This is a genomic window from Puerhibacterium puerhi, assembly GCF_009846865.1.
In the GTDB taxonomy this organism is placed as follows: domain Bacteria; phylum Actinomycetota; class Actinomycetes; order Actinomycetales; family Cellulomonadaceae; genus Puerhibacterium; species Puerhibacterium puerhi.
On record NZ_WUWN01000022.1, the window covers coordinates 20,905 to 37,699 of the forward strand.

Below are 16,795 nucleotides of genomic sequence, written 5' to 3' on the forward strand. Positions count from 1 at the left end.
ACGAACCAGCGCGTGACCCGGAGCCAGGCAGGTGCCGGGGCCGGGTGCGGGGCGCACGAATGCGGGACGGAGCGACGAACTCCAAGGGGGTGAGCGCCCATCGTACGCCCCGTGCCGGCACCAGCGCCCGACGGCGCCCGGTGAGGTCCGTCACCGCGACGTGGCCCGCAGGGGCTCCGACGGGTCACGACGTGCTGCGTAGGATGGCGGTGCCGGGTGCGGTGCACCCGGCGGACGTGCAGAGACGAGGACGGTGGGCGTGCAGCGAGGGCAGGAGGTCAGCTCCTCGGTCCTGACCGTCCCGAACCTGATCAGCCTGCTGCGGCTGGCCCTGGTGCCGGTGTTCGCGGTGCTGATCGTCTCGGGGCACGACGTGTGGGCCCTGGTGGTCCTCGCGGTCTCTGGCTTCACCGACTGGCTCGACGGCGTGCTCGCGCGCCGCCTGCACCAGGTGAGCAAGCTGGGCGAGATGCTCGACCCGGCGGCGGACCGGCTCTTCATCTTCGTCACCCTGGCGGGCCTCGCCTGGCGCGGCGTGGTGCCGCTGTGGGTGCTCGTCGTCATCGTCGCGCGCGACGCGGTGCTCGCGGTGGTCGTGGTGCTGCTCGGGCGCCGCGGCTACGGGCCGCTGCCGGTCAGCTTCGTCGGCAAGGCGGGCACGTTCGCGCTGCTGTACGCCTTCCCACTGCTCCTGCTGGCCGAGGTGCCCGGCGGCGTCGGCGCGGTGGCCCACGTGGTCGGCTGGGCCTTCACCTGGTGGGGCGTCGGGCTGTACTGGCTCGCCGGGTGGCAGTACCTCGGTCAGGCCCGCCGGCTCCTGGGCCCCGGGACCTCCGACGGCGCGACGTCGGGACGCTGGGAGACTCGATGACGCAGCCTCCCGCGCCCGGGCCGGGGCGGCGACGCCGCCCCGACGAGTCGATGACGCTCCTGATCGAGGTGATGGAGCGCCCCCTCGACCCCGGCTACGCGGAGGCCGCGGAGCGGCGGCGCAGCGCCGCCGCGTCCGGCCGGCCCGCGACGCGCCGTCCGGCCACGCGCGTGGCGCTCGTCGTGCTGGCCGTCGTGCTGGGGCTCGCGACCGCTGCCGCCGCCCGCCAGCTGCGAGCGCCGCAGCCGTCGGTGTCCGAGGCGCGCGCGGTGCTCGAGCAGCAGATCACGGAGCGCAACGACGAGGTCGCCGACCTGAGCGAGCGGTCCGACCGGCTCTCGGCCGAGATCTCCGACCTGCAGCGCTCCGCGCTCGCCAGCCGGTCCCCGCAGATCCTCGACAGCATCCGCCTGGACGAGACGGTCAACGGCACCGCGCCCGTCGAGGGGCCGGGGCTGGTGGTCTCCCTCACCGACGGCGGCGGCGGCCTCGCCGGCGACAGCGAGAGCGACGCCCGGGTGCGTGACACCGACCTGCAGGCGGTCGTCAACGCCCTCTGGGCGGCCGGCGCCGAGGCGGTGAGCGTCGACGACCAGCGCCTGACCATGACCTCGGCCGTGCGCAACGCCGGCGACGCCGTGCTCGTCGACCTGGTGCCGCTCACCGGTCCGACGTACGTGGTGCGGGCGGTGGGGGACACCGACGCCATGCAGACCGCGTGGGCCCGCTCCGAGGTGCCCACCTACCTGCAGGTGCTCGGCTCCCAGTACGGCATCTCGTCCAGCGTGGTGGCCCAGTCGCGGCTCGAGCTGCCGGGTGCCGGGCCCCAGACGCTGCGCTACGCGCAGCCGGTAGGCTCCGAGGCCGGGAGCGAGACGCCGTGAGGACCACGGCCCGTCCTTCGGCCGCGCACGGAGCGGAGAGTCAGGAGTTGATCGCCGGATGATCGCCGTCGTCGGCCTCGTGGTCGGAGTGGTCGCGGGGCTGCTGCTGGAGCCCACGGTGCCCGTCGCCCTCCAGCCCTACCTGCCCATCGCCGTGGTCGCCGCGCTCGACGCGCTGTTCGGCGCCTTCCGGGCCATGCTCGACGGACTCTTCGACGACAAGGTCTTCGTCGTGTCGTTCCTGTCGAACGTGCTCGTGGCGGCGTTCATCGTGTTCCTCGGTGACCAGCTCGGCGTGGGCTCGCAGCTGTCCACGGCAGTCGTCGTGGTGCTCGGGATCCGCATCTTCTCCAACGCCGCGGCCATCCGGCGCCACCTCTTCAAGGCCTGACCGTGGCAGGTCGCGAGGAGAACCCCACCGGTCCCGTCGAGCCCGAGGTGCCCACGCCGACCGAGGTGCCCGAGGCGGAGGCGGAGGCGACGGAGACGGATACCGGAGCAGCCGAGGCTGAGGCGACGGAGACCGGAGCGACCGAGCCGGTCGCTCCCGAGCCTCCTGCCGACCCGGGTGAGCCCGACAGCGAGGCGCAGGAGCCCGACGAGGCCGACGCGACCGACCACGCGACCGGCCCCGACGAACCGGACGCCGGCGACACGGAGGATCCGGCGTCGTCGGGCACGCCTGCGGAGCCGCCGAGCACCGAGCCGCCGAGTGCAGTCAGCCCCTGGCAGCGGCTGGCCGGTGCCATGCGGCCGCGAACCTCCCGCTCCCACGTGCTCATCGGCGTGCTGTGCGCCGCGCTCGGCTTCGCGCTGGTGGTGCAGGTCCGCCAGTCCGGGCAGGACGAGCTGGCGTCGTTGCGCCAGGACGACCTGGTGCGGCTGCTCGACGAGGTGACCCAGCGCGCGGAACAGCTCGACGACGAGGTGACGCGCCTGCAGCAGAGCCGCGACGAGCTGGCGTCGGGCACGGGCCGGGCCCAGGCGGCGCAGGAGCTGGCCCAGCAGCGTGCGGCATCGGAGGGCATCCTCTCCGGGCGCCTGCCGGCCGAGGGCCCGGGCGTGGAGATCCAGATCGTCGACAGCGGCGACAAGCTCGAGGCGTCGCACCTGTTCAACGTCCTCGAGGAGCTGCGCAACGCGGGCGCCGAGGCCGTCCAGGTCAACGACGTGCGCCTGGTGACCTCGTCGGCGTTCGTGGACGGGCCGGAGGGCATCGAGGTCGACGGGCAGCGGATCGACTCGCCGTACCGGTGGGTGGCGATCGGCGACCCGGCGACGATGGACCGCGCCCTGGAGATCCCCGGCGGCGCCCTGGCGACCGTGCGCACGCAGGGCGCGACGGCGACGACCGAGCGGTCCGACCACCTCACGGTGGACGCCACCCGTCAGCTCTCCGAGCCGAGGTACGCCCGTCCGCAGGAGGACGACGACTGACCATCCCGCGGCGCCCGCCGGGCGTCGCGCACCAGACCCGTTCGGTCGCCTCACCTGCCCGGACGCCCCAGGCGGGTTCCCGCGAAGGGCGTTCACGCGATAGGTTGGCGAGAGGACGGCAGACCCGCCGGCGTGCCCGTCGACACCGCCGTCACACCGGCCCTTGCGTGGAGGACTGATGACCGACCCTCGTTCCCTGCCCCAGCAGCACGCCGCCGACGTCACGGCGACGCTCGGGCGCATCGGCGTGCCCGCGGCGGAGGAGCAGGCCGCGCGCGTACCGCTCACGGCCGAGGACGCCGCCGCGGTCTCGGCGCTGCCGCGCCACTCCGCCCTGCTCGTCGTGCAGCACGGCGGGTCGGGGGAGCGGTTCCTGCTGGACAGCGACCGCGTCGTGGCGGGCCGCAGCGAGCACGCCGACATCTTCCTCGACGACGTGACGGTGTCGCGCAAGCACGCGGAGTTCGTCCGCGAGGGCGAACGGTTCCTGGTGCGCGACGTCGGGTCCCTGAACGGCACGTACGTCAACCGTCAGCGGATCGACGTCGCGGCGCTGGCGACGGGCGACGAGGTGCAGATCGGCAAGTTCCGCATGTCGTTCCACGCCAGCCCGCAGGCGCCGCGGGAGCCGTCGGCGCCCGCCTCGTGACGGCGGCGCGCACCTGGTCGGCCGGGCCCGAGCCCGGCGAGGAGCACGCCCCCGAGCCGTGGCCGCGGGGCATCTCGCGGCAGCCCACGATGCGCATCTCGGACGTGCTGGCGGCGCTGTCGCCGGAGTTCGGGCAGGTCAGCCACTCGAAGCTGCGGTTCCTCGAGGAGCAGGGGCTCATCCACCCGGTGCGCACGCCGTCGGGCTACCGGCAGTACAGCCCGGCGGACGTCGAGCGCCTGCGCTTCGTGCTCGCCGAGCAGCGCGACTCCTACCTGCCGCTCAAGGTGATCAAGGAGCGCCTCGCGGCGATGGACGCCGGCGAGGAGCCGGCGCCGGTGCCGGCGCCGCGGCTCGCGGGCGGCTCGGCCGACCGGTCGGCCGAGCCGGCGCGGCCGCGCTGGACCGTGGAGTCGGTCGCGCAGGCTGCCGGGGTCGACGAGGCGTTCGTGCGCTCGCTCGTGTCCTCCGGCCTCCTGCACGAGTCCGCCACCGGCCAGCTCGACGCCGCGGCGCCGGACGTCGTGCGCACTGCCACCCGGCTGGCGGAGTACGGCATCGAGCCGCGGCACCTGCGGCCCCTGCGGACCGCCGCCGACCGCAGCGTCGACCTGGTCGACCAGGTCGTCGCCCCCTACCGCCGGCAGCAGACGGGCTCCGCCCGCGCCCAGGCGGACACGCTGGCCGAGGAGCTGGGCGAGCTGCTCGCGCGCCTGCACACCGTCTGGGTGCGGCGCGGCGTCGACGACCTCGGCTGAGCGGCCGGCCCGGTACGCCGTGCCCGCCCGAACCGCACCCGAGCCCGGTCAGCAACCCGGCAGCGAGCCGGCAGCGAGCCGGCAGGAACCCTCGGCCGCCGAATCCGGGCGGGACGGCGACGCGAACTGCTGCGCGGCGTAGCGTGGGGCCTTATGGACGACCGCTCACCGTTCGGCGACCAGGGCCCCGCGGACGACGTGCCCATGGTCCCCGTGGAGGTGCTCGGGGTCCGTCAGCAGCGCGGCGACCAGGAGATCGTCGTCCTCCTGCTGGACGGCGCGGCGTCCCTGGTGGTGCCCATCGTCATCGGACCGCGTGAGGCGAGCGCGATCGCGATGGCGCAGGCCGGCCTCGTCACCCCCCGGCCCCTGACGCACGACCTGCTGCGCGACCTGCTCGACGCCACCGGCGTGGGGCTCGAGCGCGCCGAGATCGTCGCCCTCGACGGCGGGATCTTCTTCGCCGAGCTCGTGCTGTCCAACGGGGTACGGGTCGACTCGCGCGCCTCGGACGCCATCGCCCTGGCGGTCCGCACCGGCTCGCCGGTCCTGTGCTCGGCCGAGGTCGTCGCGACGGCGGGCATCGAGACCGTCGACGCCTCGCACCAGCGCGAGATGGACCGGTTCCGCGACTTCCTGGCGAACGTCGAGCCCGACGACTTCGCCGGCCCGGGCGGCGCTCCCCGGGAGTGAGGCCCGCGACAGCCTCCCCGGGGTCGGACGCCCTCGTGTGCTCACCCTCACGTCGAGGTCGAGACCCGGACAGACCGGTCCGAACCCGTAGAAGACGACCCTCTACCTGAGGTCGAGGGGGCGACACGCGACGCGCCGGGGGCCGTTTGCGTTGAATCGGCACGGAGTGCGGCCTAGCGTGGACGCAGACATCCACCGGGAGGCACGAGTGAACACCAGCAGCGGCAAGGCGAGCGCCGTGTCCGGCGCGTCGGCCGAGACTGCGGTGCCGCACGGCGCCCAGGGTCTCCTCTTCGGCGAGGACCTCACGGAGCAGGACGCCGCGACCGGGTACCGCGGGCCCACCGCGTGCCGCGTCGCCGGCATCACCTACCGCCAGCTCGACTACTGGGCGCGCACCGGCCTCGTCGAGCCGTCGATCCGCCCGGCCACCGGATCGGGCACCCACCGGCTCTACAGCTTCCGCGACATCCTTGTGCTCAAGGTCGTCAAGCGGCTGCTCGACACCGGCGTCTCCCTGCAGCAGATCCGTGCCGCCGTCACCCACCTGCGCGAGCGCGGCGTGGAGGACCTGGCGCAGATCACCCTGATGAGCGACGGCGCGTCGGTGTACGAGTGCACGTCCCCCGACGAGGTCGTCGACCTCGTCCAGGGCGGCCAGGGCGTGTTCGGCATCGCCGTCGGGCGCGTGTGGCGCGAGATCGAGGGCACCTTGTCGACCATGCCGACCGAGACGCTCGCCGACGCCGAGCGCCCGGCCGAGCTCGCCGGCGACGAGCTCGCCGCCCGCCGCGCCAAGCGCCAGGCCGGCTGACCCGGACCCGCGCGCCGCGGCCGGCGCACGTCGCGACCGTTCGTCGCCCCGAGCGACAGTCCGCGGAAACCGGGGATAGCCTGCAGGCATGCAGCTGACGTCCCACGGCCACGCGTGCGTCCGCCTCGACGGCGCCGGGGCCCGCCTCGCCGTCGACCCGGGCACCTTCTCCGACGCGCAGGGCGCCCTCGCCGGCGCCACCGCCGTCCTGATCACCCACGAGCACCCCGACCACGTCGACGCACCGGCCGTCGCCGCTGCCCTGCGCGCCGACGCGGGCCTGCAGGCGTGGGGGACCGCCGGCGCGGTCGCCGCCCTGACCGGGGCGGGCGCGCCCGCCGGGCGCGTGCACACCGCGCAGCCCGGCGACGTGCTGGAGCTGGGGGCCGCGCGCGTGACCGTCGGCGGCGGGGCGCACGCCCTCATCCATCCGGCGATCCCGCGGGCGACCAACGTGACCTACCTCGTCGAGCTCGACGGGGCGAGCGCCTACCACCCGGGCGACTCCTTCGACGCCCCGCCCACCGGCGTCGACGTGCTCCTCACGCCCGTCTCCGGGCCGTGGCTCAAGCTGGGCGAGGTCATCGACTTCGTGCGGGCCGCGAGCGCCCGGTACGTGGTCCCGACGCACGACGCGCTGCTGTCCGAGGTGGGCTACCGGATGGTCTCTGGCCGGCTGTCCGACGCCGCGCTGGTCGGCGAGCACGCGTACGCCCGGCTCGGGACGGGGGAGACGCTCGCCCTCTGAGCCGCGCACCGGCCGCTCAGAGCAGGGGGCCGAGCGGCGCGACGAGGCGCTCGCCCACCTTCTGGAAGGCCGGCCGCCGCTCCCAGGCCGCGAGCGTGAGCTCGCGCGCGTTGCCGAGGTCCATGGCGAAGACGTCCTCGAGCGTGCGGGCGACGTCGCGGTCGACGATCTCGAGGTTGATCTCGTAGTTGCCGGTCAGCGAGAGCCGGTCGATGTTCGCCGTGCCGACGGTCGACCACCGGCCGTCGATCGTCGCGGTCTTCGCGTGGATCATCGCCCCCTGGTACAGGAAGATCCGCACGCCGCCGCGCAGCAGCGTGGCGTAGTGCCCGCGGGCGAGCCAGTCGGCGACCACGTGGTTGGAGCGCTCCGGCACCAGCACCCGCACGTCGACGCCGCGGCGGGCGGCGGCGAGCAGCGCGGCGAGGATCTCCCGGTCGGGGATGAAGTAGGCCTGGGTGATGTGCACGTGGCTGGTCGCCCGGTCGATGGCGTCGAGGTAGATGCCGCGGATCGGGAAGACGAGGTCGCTGGGGGCGTTGCGCGCCGCGCGCAGCTGCGGCAGCCACGACGGCGAGCCCACGTCCTGCAGGACCGGCAGCCGCGGGCGGCGCCACCGGTTCCAGAAGTCGACGAACGAGTTGCGCAGCTCCCAGACGGCCGGGCCCTCGAGCCGCAGGTGGGTGTCGCGCCAGTGCGCGGCGTACAGGTCGCCGAGGTTGTACCCGCCGACGAAGCCGACCTCGTCGTCGACGACGAGCAGCTTGCGGTGGTCGCGCCCCGAGTAGCGGATGCCGCCCCACAGGATGCCCGGGCGCAGCACGGGGAAGCGCAGCACGTGGACGGCGCGCGGGAAGCGGAAGAAGGACGGCGGCACGACGAGGTTGGCGAACCCGTCGTAGACCACGTAGACGGCGACACCCCGGGCCGCGGCGTCGGCCAGCGCCTGCTTGAACGCCTGGCCGACCTCGTCGGCCTTCCAGATGAACGTCTCGAGGAAGACGTGGTGCTTGGCGCCGCGGATGGCCTCGAGCATCGCGTCGTACAGGTCGTGGCCGGAGGTGTACACCGTGGTGGTGGTCCGCCCGACCTGCGCGTCCGTGGGCGGCGCGGTGGGGAACGGGGCGTCGAGCGGGTGGCGGTGACGGCGCAGGCGCTCGCCCGCCATGATCGCCAGCCCCGTGGCGACGGGAACGGCCACCGCCGTGAGCGCGGCCCGCAGCGCCACGCGGCGCACACCTGCCCAGGTGGTGTCGGTCGGCAGCGTGACCGCGAGGCGGGGCAGGCGGGCGGAGCGCGAGGGCAGGGCGGGGCGGGGCACGGGCGCCAACCTATCCGGGCCGGGACGCCGGTGCAGCGAGCCTGCCGCCCGGCGCGTCACGCCCCGAGCGCGTCCGACAGCGGGTGCGAGCGGATCGCGGCGGCCAGCTCGCCCTCGATCCGGTCGAGGTAGACGCCGGTGGTCGCGATCGACGCGTGGCCGAGCAGCTCCGCGACCACCTTGACGTCCCACCCCTCGGCGACCAGCAGCGTCGCGGTCGTGTGCCGCAGCGCGTGCGGGGTGGCGGGCCGGCGGTACTCCGCGGGCATGCGCCCGACGGCGCGGGCCAGCAGGCCGCGGATCGTCTGCGGGTCGGCGCGTCGCCCGCGCCAGGTCAGCAGCAGCGCGCGCTGGGCGTCGGGGTCGTCCGGGCGGCGGGCGGCGAGCCGGGGCCGCAGCGTCGTCAGGTAGTCCTCGAGCGCCGCGGCGAGCGGCGGGCTCAGCGCCAGCGTGCGCGTGCTGCCGCCCTTGCCGACCACGCGCCAGCGGGTGTGACCCGGTTCGCGGGTGAAGTCCTCGACGTCGGCCCGGGCGAGCTCGGAGACCCGCGGGCCGAGCACCAGCAGGAGGGCGACGACGAGGCGGTCGCGCAGCGCCAGGTCCTGGTCGGTGCGCGCCGGCGCCGACCCTGGCCCGGGCGCACCCGTCGCCGTGGCGAGCAGGGCCTGGGCCGCCGACGACGACAGGGCGGTGCGCGCCACGCGCAGGCCGCCGCGCACCTTGGCCGGGGGAGCGGCCCACTGCATGGGGTCGGCCTGGACCCAGCACTCCTTCGCGGCGTGCGAGAAGAACCGCGTGGCCGACTGGCGGAAGCGGTTCACCGTGGCGGTGGACCGCCCCGGGCCGGCCTTGCGCGCGGGGTCGGTGAACCGTCCGTCCGGGCTGGCCTGGTAGCGCACCAGCGCGTCGTCGACGTCGTCGCCGGTGACGTCGTCGAGGACGCGCTCGTGGCCGAGCAGGCGCGCGAGCTCGCGCACGTCGCGGTCGTAGCTGCGGGCGGTGGCGGGGGAGAGGACGCCGCGGACGGTCTCGACGCGCACGGACGCGAGGTAGCGGTCGGCGGCCTCGGCGACGGTGAGGCGGTTGAGCCGGGGCGGGGCGACCACGAGACCTCCTCGGACGACGGCGCCGGGGGACGCGGGCGCTGACCTGTACGGACGCCGCCGAGGCTAGTCGGACGCACCGACACGGGCACCGACACGGGCGGGAGCCCTCGCAGCGGGCGCCGCGTCGGCGAGACGGCGTGCCCGGGGACGATGCGCCTGCGTTATGTCACCGGCACCACTGTGTTGTACCATACACAATGGTTTGGGCGCTATGTCCGAATCAGTGTAGCGGGCTGCGGCTCGCCGAGAGGGTCGTCAGCGGAGCCATCCGCCGGCGTGTCGGCACCGGCGCGTCGGCACCGGCGCGTCGGCGCTGCGACGCCGTGTGCGGTGGCGTGGCGGCCTCGACAGGGGACGGCGGCTGCGGCTGGAGGTGCGGCGCCGGACAGTGGGCGCGCGTCCCGGCGCCGCAGCGCTGCGGCCTGGGCGCCGACATGCGCCGAGCGGCGCCCGGGTGCGGGCCGGCGCGCGCCCAGCGGTGCCGACGGCGCCCGACGCCTGACGCCCGACGCCGACGCGCAGCGTCCGGCGCGGCAGGAACGTCTCTGGCGAGCCGGCGCCGACGGTTCGGCCCGGACGAAGCTCGGGCGGATCGGTTCCGGGGCCAACCAGCACCTCGACGCTGCCGGACGGCGGCGGAGGGCGGCGAGGCGAACGCGCCCGGGCCGCGCACCGGCTGCCCATGGCCCGCGACGCCGCGCCGGGCGCGCTATCGCCGCCTGACGCGTCGTCGCGCACGCCACACGGTCCGGTCGCCGCGCCACCGTCGGCCTCGTCGAGGGGAGCGCTCTGGCAGCCGCTCCTTCCTCCGTAATGACATAATGTGCATTATCGGCATACCGCTCGAGGTGCTCGGACACTCTGGAGAGGCTGCTCGCGGGCCCGCACCGCCTCAGTGGGCCGTGGGCACCCGCCACGACCGCATGCGCACGATGCGCGCCGCACGGCGCAGGTCCGCGCGCACGGCGTACGGCGCCAGCGCCCGCAGCGTCACGACCACCGGCGACCAGGCGCCCGATCCCTCGACGGCCAGCTCGACGCCCAGCGTGGTCCCCGCGGCGCCGCCTGGGGCGAACGTCAGCCGCAGCCACGCCCGCAGCCCGCGCCACGTCCCGGCCTCGCTCCACGCGCCCGGTTCGCCGTGCGCGCCGGGCGGCGTCGACTCGGTGATCTCCAGACGCGGACCGGCGCCCACCAGCGTGCGGTCCACCCAGCGCGTGCCGACCGGCGGCGGCCCTGGGGCCGGTGATCCGTCCGGAGCCGTCAGCCGGTCCACCGCCCGCAGGCTCGACTGCCACTCGGGCCGGTGGCGCGGGTCGGCGAGGTAGTCGAACGCCGCCCGCGGCGGCGCGTCCACCGGCATCGTGAAGCGCGTCGTCATCCGGCCCGCCCGGGCCGTGCTCCCCCGCCGTTCGCCCCGATCGCTCGCGCCGCGACCGCCTGCGCGGCGACCCACCGGTCGACGTCGCGCCGGGTGCGCAGCCGGACGACGACGTGCGGGGCGTCGCGGGCGAGCTGCTCGGGCAGGTCGGCGAGCTTGTGCCGGGTCTGCCACGCCCAGCGCAGGATGTGGTCCCGGTCGTTGACGATCGTCCACAGCGGAGGCTCGACGTTGCCGTTCCACAGCTCCGTGCGGCGCACCGACCGTCGGACCGTGCGGCGCACGACCTGCCGCATGACCACCCGGACCGGCAGGTCGAGCCAGACCAGCACCTCGGCACGCGCCGCGAGCAGCGGCCGGGCCGGCGCGTACTGGTACTCGGTCACCCAGCGGTCGGACGCGGCGAGCCCGCGCACCTCGTCGAGGAACTGCGGCCGCGGCTGCCAGCCGGGCCCGTGGAACAGGCCGTCCAGCTCGGTGTGCGGGATGCCCCACACCGTCGCGAGCCGGCCGGCCAGCGTCGTCTTGCCCGCGCCGGAGGTACCCGCCACCAGCACGCGCCGCGGCCGCTCCCCCAGCGCCGCGACGAGGTCGTCGTCCGGCCCGAGCACCCGCACCGGCTCACGCACCGACATAGGCCGCGAGGTGCTGTCCGGTGAGCGTGGAGCGCGCAGCGACGAGGTCGGCGGGCGTGCCCTCGAAGACCACGCGGCCGCCGTCGTGCCCGGCGCCGGGCCCCAGGTCGATGATCCAGTCGGCGTGCGCCATCACGGCCTGGTGGTGCTCGATCACCACGACGGACTTGCCGGACTCGACGAGCCGGTCCAGCAGGCCCAGCAGCTGCTCGACGTCGGCAAGGTGCAGCCCGGTGGTGGGCTCGTCGAGCACGTAGATCCCGCCCTTCTCCCCCATGTGCGTCGCCAGCTTGAGCCGCTGCCGCTCACCGCCGGACAGGGTGGTCAGCGGCTGGCCGAGGCTGATGTACCCGAGGCCGACGTCGGCGAGGTGCCCGAGGATCGTCCGCGCCGCCGGGGTGCGCGCCTCCCCCGCGCCGAAGAACTCCAGCGCCTCGGTGACGGGCATCGCGAGCACCTCGCTGATGTCCTTGCCGCCGAGGGTGTACTCGAGCACCTCGGCCTGGAACCGCTTGCCCTCGCACTGCTCGCAGGGGGCGGCCACGCCCGCCATCATCACCAGGTCGGTGTAGATGACGCCGGCGCCGTTGCAGGTGGGGCACGCGCCCTCGGAGTTCGGGCTGAACAGCGCGGGCTTGACGCCGTTGGCCTTGGCGAACGCCTTGCGGACCGGCTCGAGCAGGCCGGTGTAGGTGGCGGGGTTGCTGCGCCGCGAGCCGCGGATGGCGCCCTGGTCGATCGAGACGACGTCGGCGCCGCGCGGCAGCGAGCCGTGCACGAGCGAGCTCTTGCCCGAGCCGGCCACGCCGGTGACGACCACCAGCACGCCGAGCGGGATGTCGACGTCGACGTCCTGGAGGTTGTTCGTGCTGGCCCCGCGGACCGCGAGCGCCCCGGTGGGCGTGCGCACCGACGGCTTGAGGGTGGCCCGGTCGTCCAGGTGCCGACCGGTCAGCGTGCCGCTGGCGCGCAGGCCCTCGAGGGTGCCCTGGTACACCACCTGGCCGCCCGCGCTACCGGCGCCCGGGCCGAGGTCGACGACGTGGTCGGCGATGGCGATCGCCTCCGGCTTGTGCTCGACGACGAGCACGGTGTTGCCCTTGTCCCGCAGGCGCAGCAGCAGGTCGTTCATGCGCTGGATGTCGTGCGGGTGCAGCCCGATGGTCGGCTCGTCGAAGACGTAGGTGACGTCGGTGAGCGAGGAGCCGAGGTGGCGGATCATCTTGGTGCGCTGGGCCTCGCCGCCCGAGAGCGAGCCCGAGGAGCGGTCGAGCGAGAGGTAGCCCAGCCCGATCTCGACGAACGAGTCGAGCAGGTGGCGCAGGTTGGCCAGCAGCGGCGCGACGGACGGCTCGTCGAGCTCGCGCACCCACTCGGCGAGGTCGCTGATCTGCATGCGGCAGGCGTCGGCGATGCTGATGCCGCGGATCTTCGACGAGCGGGCGCCCTCGTTGAGGCGCGTGCCGTCGCACTCGGGGCACGTGGTGAAGGTGACCGCCCGCTCGACGAACGCGCGCACGTGCGGCTGCATGGCCTCGCGGTCCTTGGCCAGGATCGTCTTCTGCAGCTTGGGGATCAGGCCCTCGTAGGTGAGGTTGATGCCGTCGACCTTGATCTTGGTCGGCTCCTTGTAGAGCAGGTCGTCCAGCTCGCGCTTCGTGTACTCCCGGATGGGCTTGTCCGGGTCGAAGAAGCCGGAGCCGGCGAAGATGCGGCCGTACCAGCCGTCCGCGCTGTAGCCCGGGACCGTGAACGGGCCCTCGCGCAGCGACTTCGTGTCGTCGAACATCTCCGTCAGGTCGAAGTCCGTCACCTTGCCCATGCCCTCGCAGCGCGGGCACATGCCGCCGGTGATGCTGAAGCTGCGCCGCTCCTTGGTGGTCTTGCCGCCACGCTCGAAGGTGACGGCGCCGGCGCCGCTGATCGAGGCCACGTTGAAGGAGAACGCCTGGGCCGAGCCGACGTGCGGCTGCCCGAGGCGGCTGAACAGGATCCGCAGCAGGGCGTTGGCGTCCGTGACGGTGCCGACCGTCGAGCGCGGGTTCGCCCCGATGCGCTCCTGGTCGATGATGATCGCGGTGGTCAGCCCGTCGAGCAGGTCGACGTCGGGGCGCGCGAGCGTCGGCATGAAGCCCTGGACGAAGGTGCTGTAGGTCTCGTTGATCATCCGCTGCGACTCGGCGGCGATGGTGGCGAAGACGAGGGAGCTCTTGCCCGAGCCGGAGACGCCGGTGAACGCGGTCAGACGGCGCTTGGGCAGGTCGAGGCTGACGTCCTTGAGGTTGTTCTCCCGGGCCCCGCGCACCCGGATCAGGTCGTGGGCGTCGGCCGGGTGCACGACGTCGGCGCTCGGACCGGGGCTCGGGGCAGGGCTCGTGGCGGTGCTCATCGTGTCTCCACCTGTCTCGGGAGCGGGCGCTGGAGATCGTCCCACGCGCGCGCCGGGGCTGCCTAGGCCTCGCCGGGTGGACGCCGTGGCACGATCACCGACCGTGAGCGCCGCACGTCAGCAAGCCCCGACACAAGCCCCGACGCCGGCCCCGGTGGGCCCCGACGACGTCACCGACCTGGTCGGCTTCCTGCGCTCGGTCGACCTCACGACGGCCGGGCTCGACGCGCCCACCGTGCGCCTGTGGGTCGACCGCGACGCCCGCGGCCGCATCACCGGCAGCACCGGGTACGAGCTGAGCCCCGACGGCGCGCACGCGCTGGTGCGCAGCGTCGCCGTCGCCCCGTCCGCGCGGCGCGCCGGGTACGGCACGGCGCTGGCCCGTCATGCCCTCGCGGCAGCGGCGGCCGAGGGCGCCCGCCGGGCCTGGTTGTTCAGCCGCAGGTCGGGCGGGTTCTGGCGCACGCTGGGCTTCGTCCCGGCCGACCGCGACGCGATGGCCGCCGCGCTGGACGCCACGCACCAGGTCCGGCTCTTCACGGCCACCGGGCAGCTGGCCCACGAGGTGGCCTGGTCGCGGCCGCTGCCCTGACCGCGGCGACCCAGCGCCGGCCGCGAGCGCCGGCGCGGTCGTCACGCCCGGCGGCGCCGAGACCGCCGCAGGGCCAGGACGGCGCCGGTCGCCAGGCATGCGCTGGCCACGGCCAGCAGCGCGATCGGCCGGACGCCGGACTCGGCCAGCGCGGCGAGCGGACGCCAGCCCTGCGCCGCGGTCGTGCCCGCGCGGCCTGTCGAGGACGCAGCGCCCGGCCCGACGCTCGAGGCGACCCCGCCGGCGTCGGAGCCGCCCGGCCCCGCAGCGCCGCCGCCCACGTCGGACGGGTCGTCACCGTCGTCGGGTGCGTCGTCACCCGGCGCCGCGGAACCACCGTCGCCACCCGGCGCGCCACCATCGTCGCCACCCGGCGCGCCACCATCGTCGCCACCCGGCGCCGCGGAACCGGCCGGGAGCGTCACGGTCGCTGCGGCGGCGCCGACCGTCGTGGACGCGCGCTGCAGCAGGACGAACAGCTGTTCGGTCCTGGCTCCCGTGGCGCGCGGGGCGAGCGGGACCGAGACGACGGCGCGGTCCTGCCCGTCGTCGAACGTGACGGTGCCCGAGGAGCTCGTGTAGTCCTCCCCCGCGGTGGCGGTGCCGTCGGCGGTCGTCCAGTCGACGCGTGCCGTCCCGGACGCGCTGGACCGTGTCACGGTGACCTGCGCCGAGGCCTCGGAGACGGTCACGTCTCCGACGCTGATCGTGCCCGGGTCGACGACGTCGACCGCGGTGCTGGCGCTCGACGCCTCCCAGGTCGTGCCGGGTTCCGGCACGAAGTCGGCGGTCAGCGACCGGGTCCCGCTCCCGTCGACCGGGAGCTCGAAGCGGGCCGTCCCGGCCGCGTCGAGCGGTGCGGAGGCGACGGTGCGGCCGTCCACCTGCAGCTCGACCGTGCCGGAGGTCGGCTCGGGCGCGACGAACGACCGGACCGATGCCACCACGGTGACCTCCGCGCCCGCGGTGGCCGTCGTGGGCGCCGACAGCTCCGTGCGGGTCACGTCACCGCACGAGGGGCTACCGTGCCGGGCGACGCTCGCGAGCTGAGTCGAGGGGCCGAGCAGCACCCACGAGACGGTCGAGGAACCGACGGCGAACGACGTAAAGGCTCCCTCGTGCCGCCCAGGGGCGAAGACCGACGGCTGTCCGCGGTCCCGGGCGCCGGGCATGACGAAGTTGGTGCTCGGCTTGGCGATGGTGATCGGTTGGTCACCCGTGTTCTCGTAGCCCCAGACGATGATCCACGGAGCGTGATCGACGTCGGTCATCCCCGAGTCGAGCACGCAGGTGACGAACGGGATCACCTCCCCCTCGGCCGCGGAGGCGGAGGGCGCCAGCGCGGGCGTCGCGACGAGGACGGTCAGCAGGGACGCGGCGAGTCGAGCGGCGAGTCGAGGCACGCGCGCACGCTACCGAGCCGCTCCGGCGTGCGACCAGGCTCCGCCCGGGTGATGTCCTCGCTCGCGCACCCGGCCGGGCCGTCAGCGCCAGCCGAGCTGCGGCGCTACGTGCGTGAGGATCGCCTCGATGACGTGGGCGTTGTAGTCGACGCCGAGCTGGTTGGGCACCGTCAGCAGCAGGGTGTCCGCCGCAGCGATCGCCTCGTCCTGCGCGAGCTGCTCGACCAGCACGTCGGGCTCGGCGGCGTAGGAGCGGCCGAAGATCGACCGCGTCCCCTGCTCGATCACGCCGACCTGGTCGGACTCCTCTCCGCCGCCGCCGAAGTACGCCCGGTCCTCGTCGGAGACCAGCGCGAAGATCGACCGGCTGACCGAGACGCGCGGCTCGCGCTCGTGCCCGGCCTCCTTCCACGCGTCGCGGAACGCCCGGATCTGCTCGGCCTGCTGGACGTGGAAGGGCTTGCCGCTCTCGTCGTCCTTGAGCGTGGAGCTCATGAGGTTCATCCCGTGCTCGGCCGCCCAGCGCGCGGTCGCGTTGGACCCGGCGCCCCACCAGACGCGCTCGCGCAGGCCCGGAGAGTGCGGCTCGACGCGCAGCAGGCCGGGCGGGTTGGGGAACATCGGGCGGGGGTTGGGCTGGGCGAACCCGCGGCCCTCGATCACCTGGAGGAACACCTCGGCGTGCGAGCGGGCCATGTCGGCCTCGGTGCGCCCCTCGCCCGGCTCGAACCCGAAGTAGCGCCACCCGTCGAGCACCTGCTCGGGTGACCCGCGCGAGATGCCGAGCTGCAGGCGGCCGCCGGCGATGAGGTCGGCCGCGCCGGCGTCCTCGGCCATGTACATCGGGTTCTCGTAGCGCATGTCGATCACGCCGGTGCCGATCTCGATCCGGCTCGTGCGCGCCCCGACGGCCGCGAGGAGCGGGAACGGCGAGGCGAGCTGCCGGGCGAAGTGGTGCACCCGGTAGTACGCGCCGTCGGCGCCCAGCTCCTCCGCCGCGACGGCCAGCTCGATCGACTGCAGCAGCGCGTCCGACGCCGACTGGGTGCGCGAGGTGGGGTGCGGCGTCCAGTGGCCGAAGGACAGGAACCCGATCTTCTTCACGTCCGGTTCA

The 16,795-nt window shown here is 74.8% G+C and carries 17 protein-coding genes; 10 read left to right on the top strand and 7 right to left on the bottom strand.

The genetic code is table 11. The features are described from left to right. Positions 1-259 precede the first annotated feature (259 nt). The 9 genes from GSF02_RS12350 (at position 260) to GSF02_RS12390 (ending at position 6,854) form a co-directional block, all read left to right on the top strand. On the top strand, positions 260-871 hold the full coding sequence (locus tag GSF02_RS12350; RefSeq protein ID WP_159796787.1) for a CDP-alcohol phosphatidyltransferase family protein: 612 nt from the start codon (positions 260-262) through the stop codon (positions 869-871). Then, positions 868-1,755: a DUF881 domain-containing protein gene (locus GSF02_RS12355; protein ID WP_159796790.1), complete on the top strand. Its 888-nt coding sequence runs from the start codon at positions 868-870 to the stop codon at positions 1,753-1,755. Before GSF02_RS12350 ends, GSF02_RS12355 begins: the two co-directional genes overlap by 4 nt. A 58-nt stretch (positions 1,756-1,813) precedes the next feature. Next, positions 1,814-2,146, top strand: coding sequence for a small basic family protein (locus tag GSF02_RS12360; RefSeq protein ID WP_159796793.1), 333 nt, complete (start codon positions 1,814-1,816; stop codon positions 2,144-2,146). 2 nt (positions 2,147-2,148) lie between these two features. Continuing rightward, positions 2,149-3,192: a DUF881 domain-containing protein gene (locus GSF02_RS12365; RefSeq protein WP_235915531.1), complete on the top strand. Its 1,044-nt coding sequence runs from the start codon at positions 2,149-2,151 to the stop codon at positions 3,190-3,192. A 178-nt stretch (positions 3,193-3,370) separates the two neighbouring features. Continuing rightward, positions 3,371-3,841, top strand: coding sequence for an FHA domain-containing protein (locus GSF02_RS12370; RefSeq protein WP_159796796.1), 471 nt, complete (start codon positions 3,371-3,373; stop codon positions 3,839-3,841). Then, positions 3,838-4,599, top strand: a complete 762-nt coding sequence (ftsR, locus tag GSF02_RS12375; protein ID WP_235915532.1) for a transcriptional regulator FtsR — start codon at positions 3,838-3,840, stop codon at positions 4,597-4,599. Before GSF02_RS12370 ends, ftsR begins: the two co-directional genes overlap by 4 nt. Before the next feature lie 153 nt (positions 4,600-4,752). Next, positions 4,753-5,292 (top strand): bifunctional nuclease family protein, encoded by a 540-nt coding sequence (locus GSF02_RS12380; protein ID WP_235915533.1) that lies wholly within the window; start codon positions 4,753-4,755, stop codon positions 5,290-5,292. Between the two features lie 208 nt (positions 5,293-5,500). Beyond that, positions 5,501-6,106: a MerR family transcriptional regulator gene (locus tag GSF02_RS12385; protein WP_159796799.1), complete on the top strand. Its 606-nt coding sequence runs from the start codon at positions 5,501-5,503 to the stop codon at positions 6,104-6,106. 88 nt (positions 6,107-6,194) lie between these two features. Further along, positions 6,195-6,854 (top strand): MBL fold metallo-hydrolase, encoded by a 660-nt coding sequence (locus tag GSF02_RS12390; protein ID WP_159796802.1) that lies wholly within the window; start codon positions 6,195-6,197, stop codon positions 6,852-6,854. A gap of 16 nt (positions 6,855-6,870) precedes the next feature. Here GSF02_RS12390 and GSF02_RS12395 read toward each other — a convergent pair whose 3' ends face one another. The 5 genes from GSF02_RS12395 to GSF02_RS12415 all read right to left on the bottom strand — a co-directional run bounded on the left by GSF02_RS12395 (position 6,871) and on the right by GSF02_RS12415 (position 13,686). After that, positions 6,871-8,175 (bottom strand): phospholipase D-like domain-containing protein, encoded by a 1,305-nt coding sequence (locus tag GSF02_RS12395; RefSeq protein ID WP_201308910.1) that lies wholly within the window; start codon positions 8,173-8,175, stop codon positions 6,871-6,873. A 56-nt stretch (positions 8,176-8,231) separates the two neighbouring features. Further along, a complete protein-coding gene (locus GSF02_RS12400) occupies positions 8,232-9,281 on the bottom strand; it encodes a tyrosine-type recombinase/integrase (protein ID WP_159796805.1) in 1,050 nt (349 codons plus the stop codon). An 892-nt stretch (positions 9,282-10,173) separates the two neighbouring features. After that, positions 10,174-10,662, bottom strand: a complete 489-nt coding sequence (locus tag GSF02_RS12405; RefSeq protein WP_159796808.1) for an SRPBCC family protein — start codon at positions 10,660-10,662, stop codon at positions 10,174-10,176. Continuing rightward, positions 10,659-11,297 carry a P-loop NTPase family protein gene (locus GSF02_RS12410; protein ID WP_235915534.1) on the bottom strand — a complete coding sequence of 213 codons (639 nt, stop codon included), beginning with the start codon at positions 11,295-11,297 and terminating at the stop codon, positions 10,659-10,661. The genes GSF02_RS12405 and GSF02_RS12410 overlap by 4 nt, the downstream gene beginning before the upstream one ends. Continuing rightward, positions 11,284-13,686, bottom strand: coding sequence for an ATP-binding cassette domain-containing protein (locus GSF02_RS12415; protein ID WP_159796811.1), 2,403 nt, complete (start codon positions 13,684-13,686; stop codon positions 11,284-11,286). The genes GSF02_RS12410 and GSF02_RS12415 overlap by 14 nt, the downstream gene beginning before the upstream one ends. 103 nt (positions 13,687-13,789) lie before the next feature. Here GSF02_RS12415 and GSF02_RS12420 point away from each other — a divergent pair, with 103 nt between their 5' ends. Further along, entirely contained in the window at positions 13,790-14,278 is a 489-nt protein-coding gene (locus GSF02_RS12420; protein WP_328799027.1) for a GNAT family N-acetyltransferase, read from the top strand. A 41-nt stretch (positions 14,279-14,319) separates the two neighbouring features. Here GSF02_RS12420 and GSF02_RS12425 read toward each other — a convergent pair whose 3' ends face one another. Both GSF02_RS12425 and GSF02_RS12430 read right to left on the bottom strand, forming a co-directional pair. Beyond that, a complete protein-coding gene (locus GSF02_RS12425) occupies positions 14,320-15,681 on the bottom strand; it encodes a Calx-beta domain-containing protein (protein ID WP_159796814.1) in 1,362 nt (453 codons plus the stop codon). 81 nt (positions 15,682-15,762) lie between these two features. After that, entirely contained in the window at positions 15,763-16,785 is a 1,023-nt protein-coding gene (locus GSF02_RS12430) for an LLM class flavin-dependent oxidoreductase (RefSeq protein ID WP_159796817.1), read from the bottom strand. Positions 16,786-16,795 lie beyond the last annotated feature (10 nt).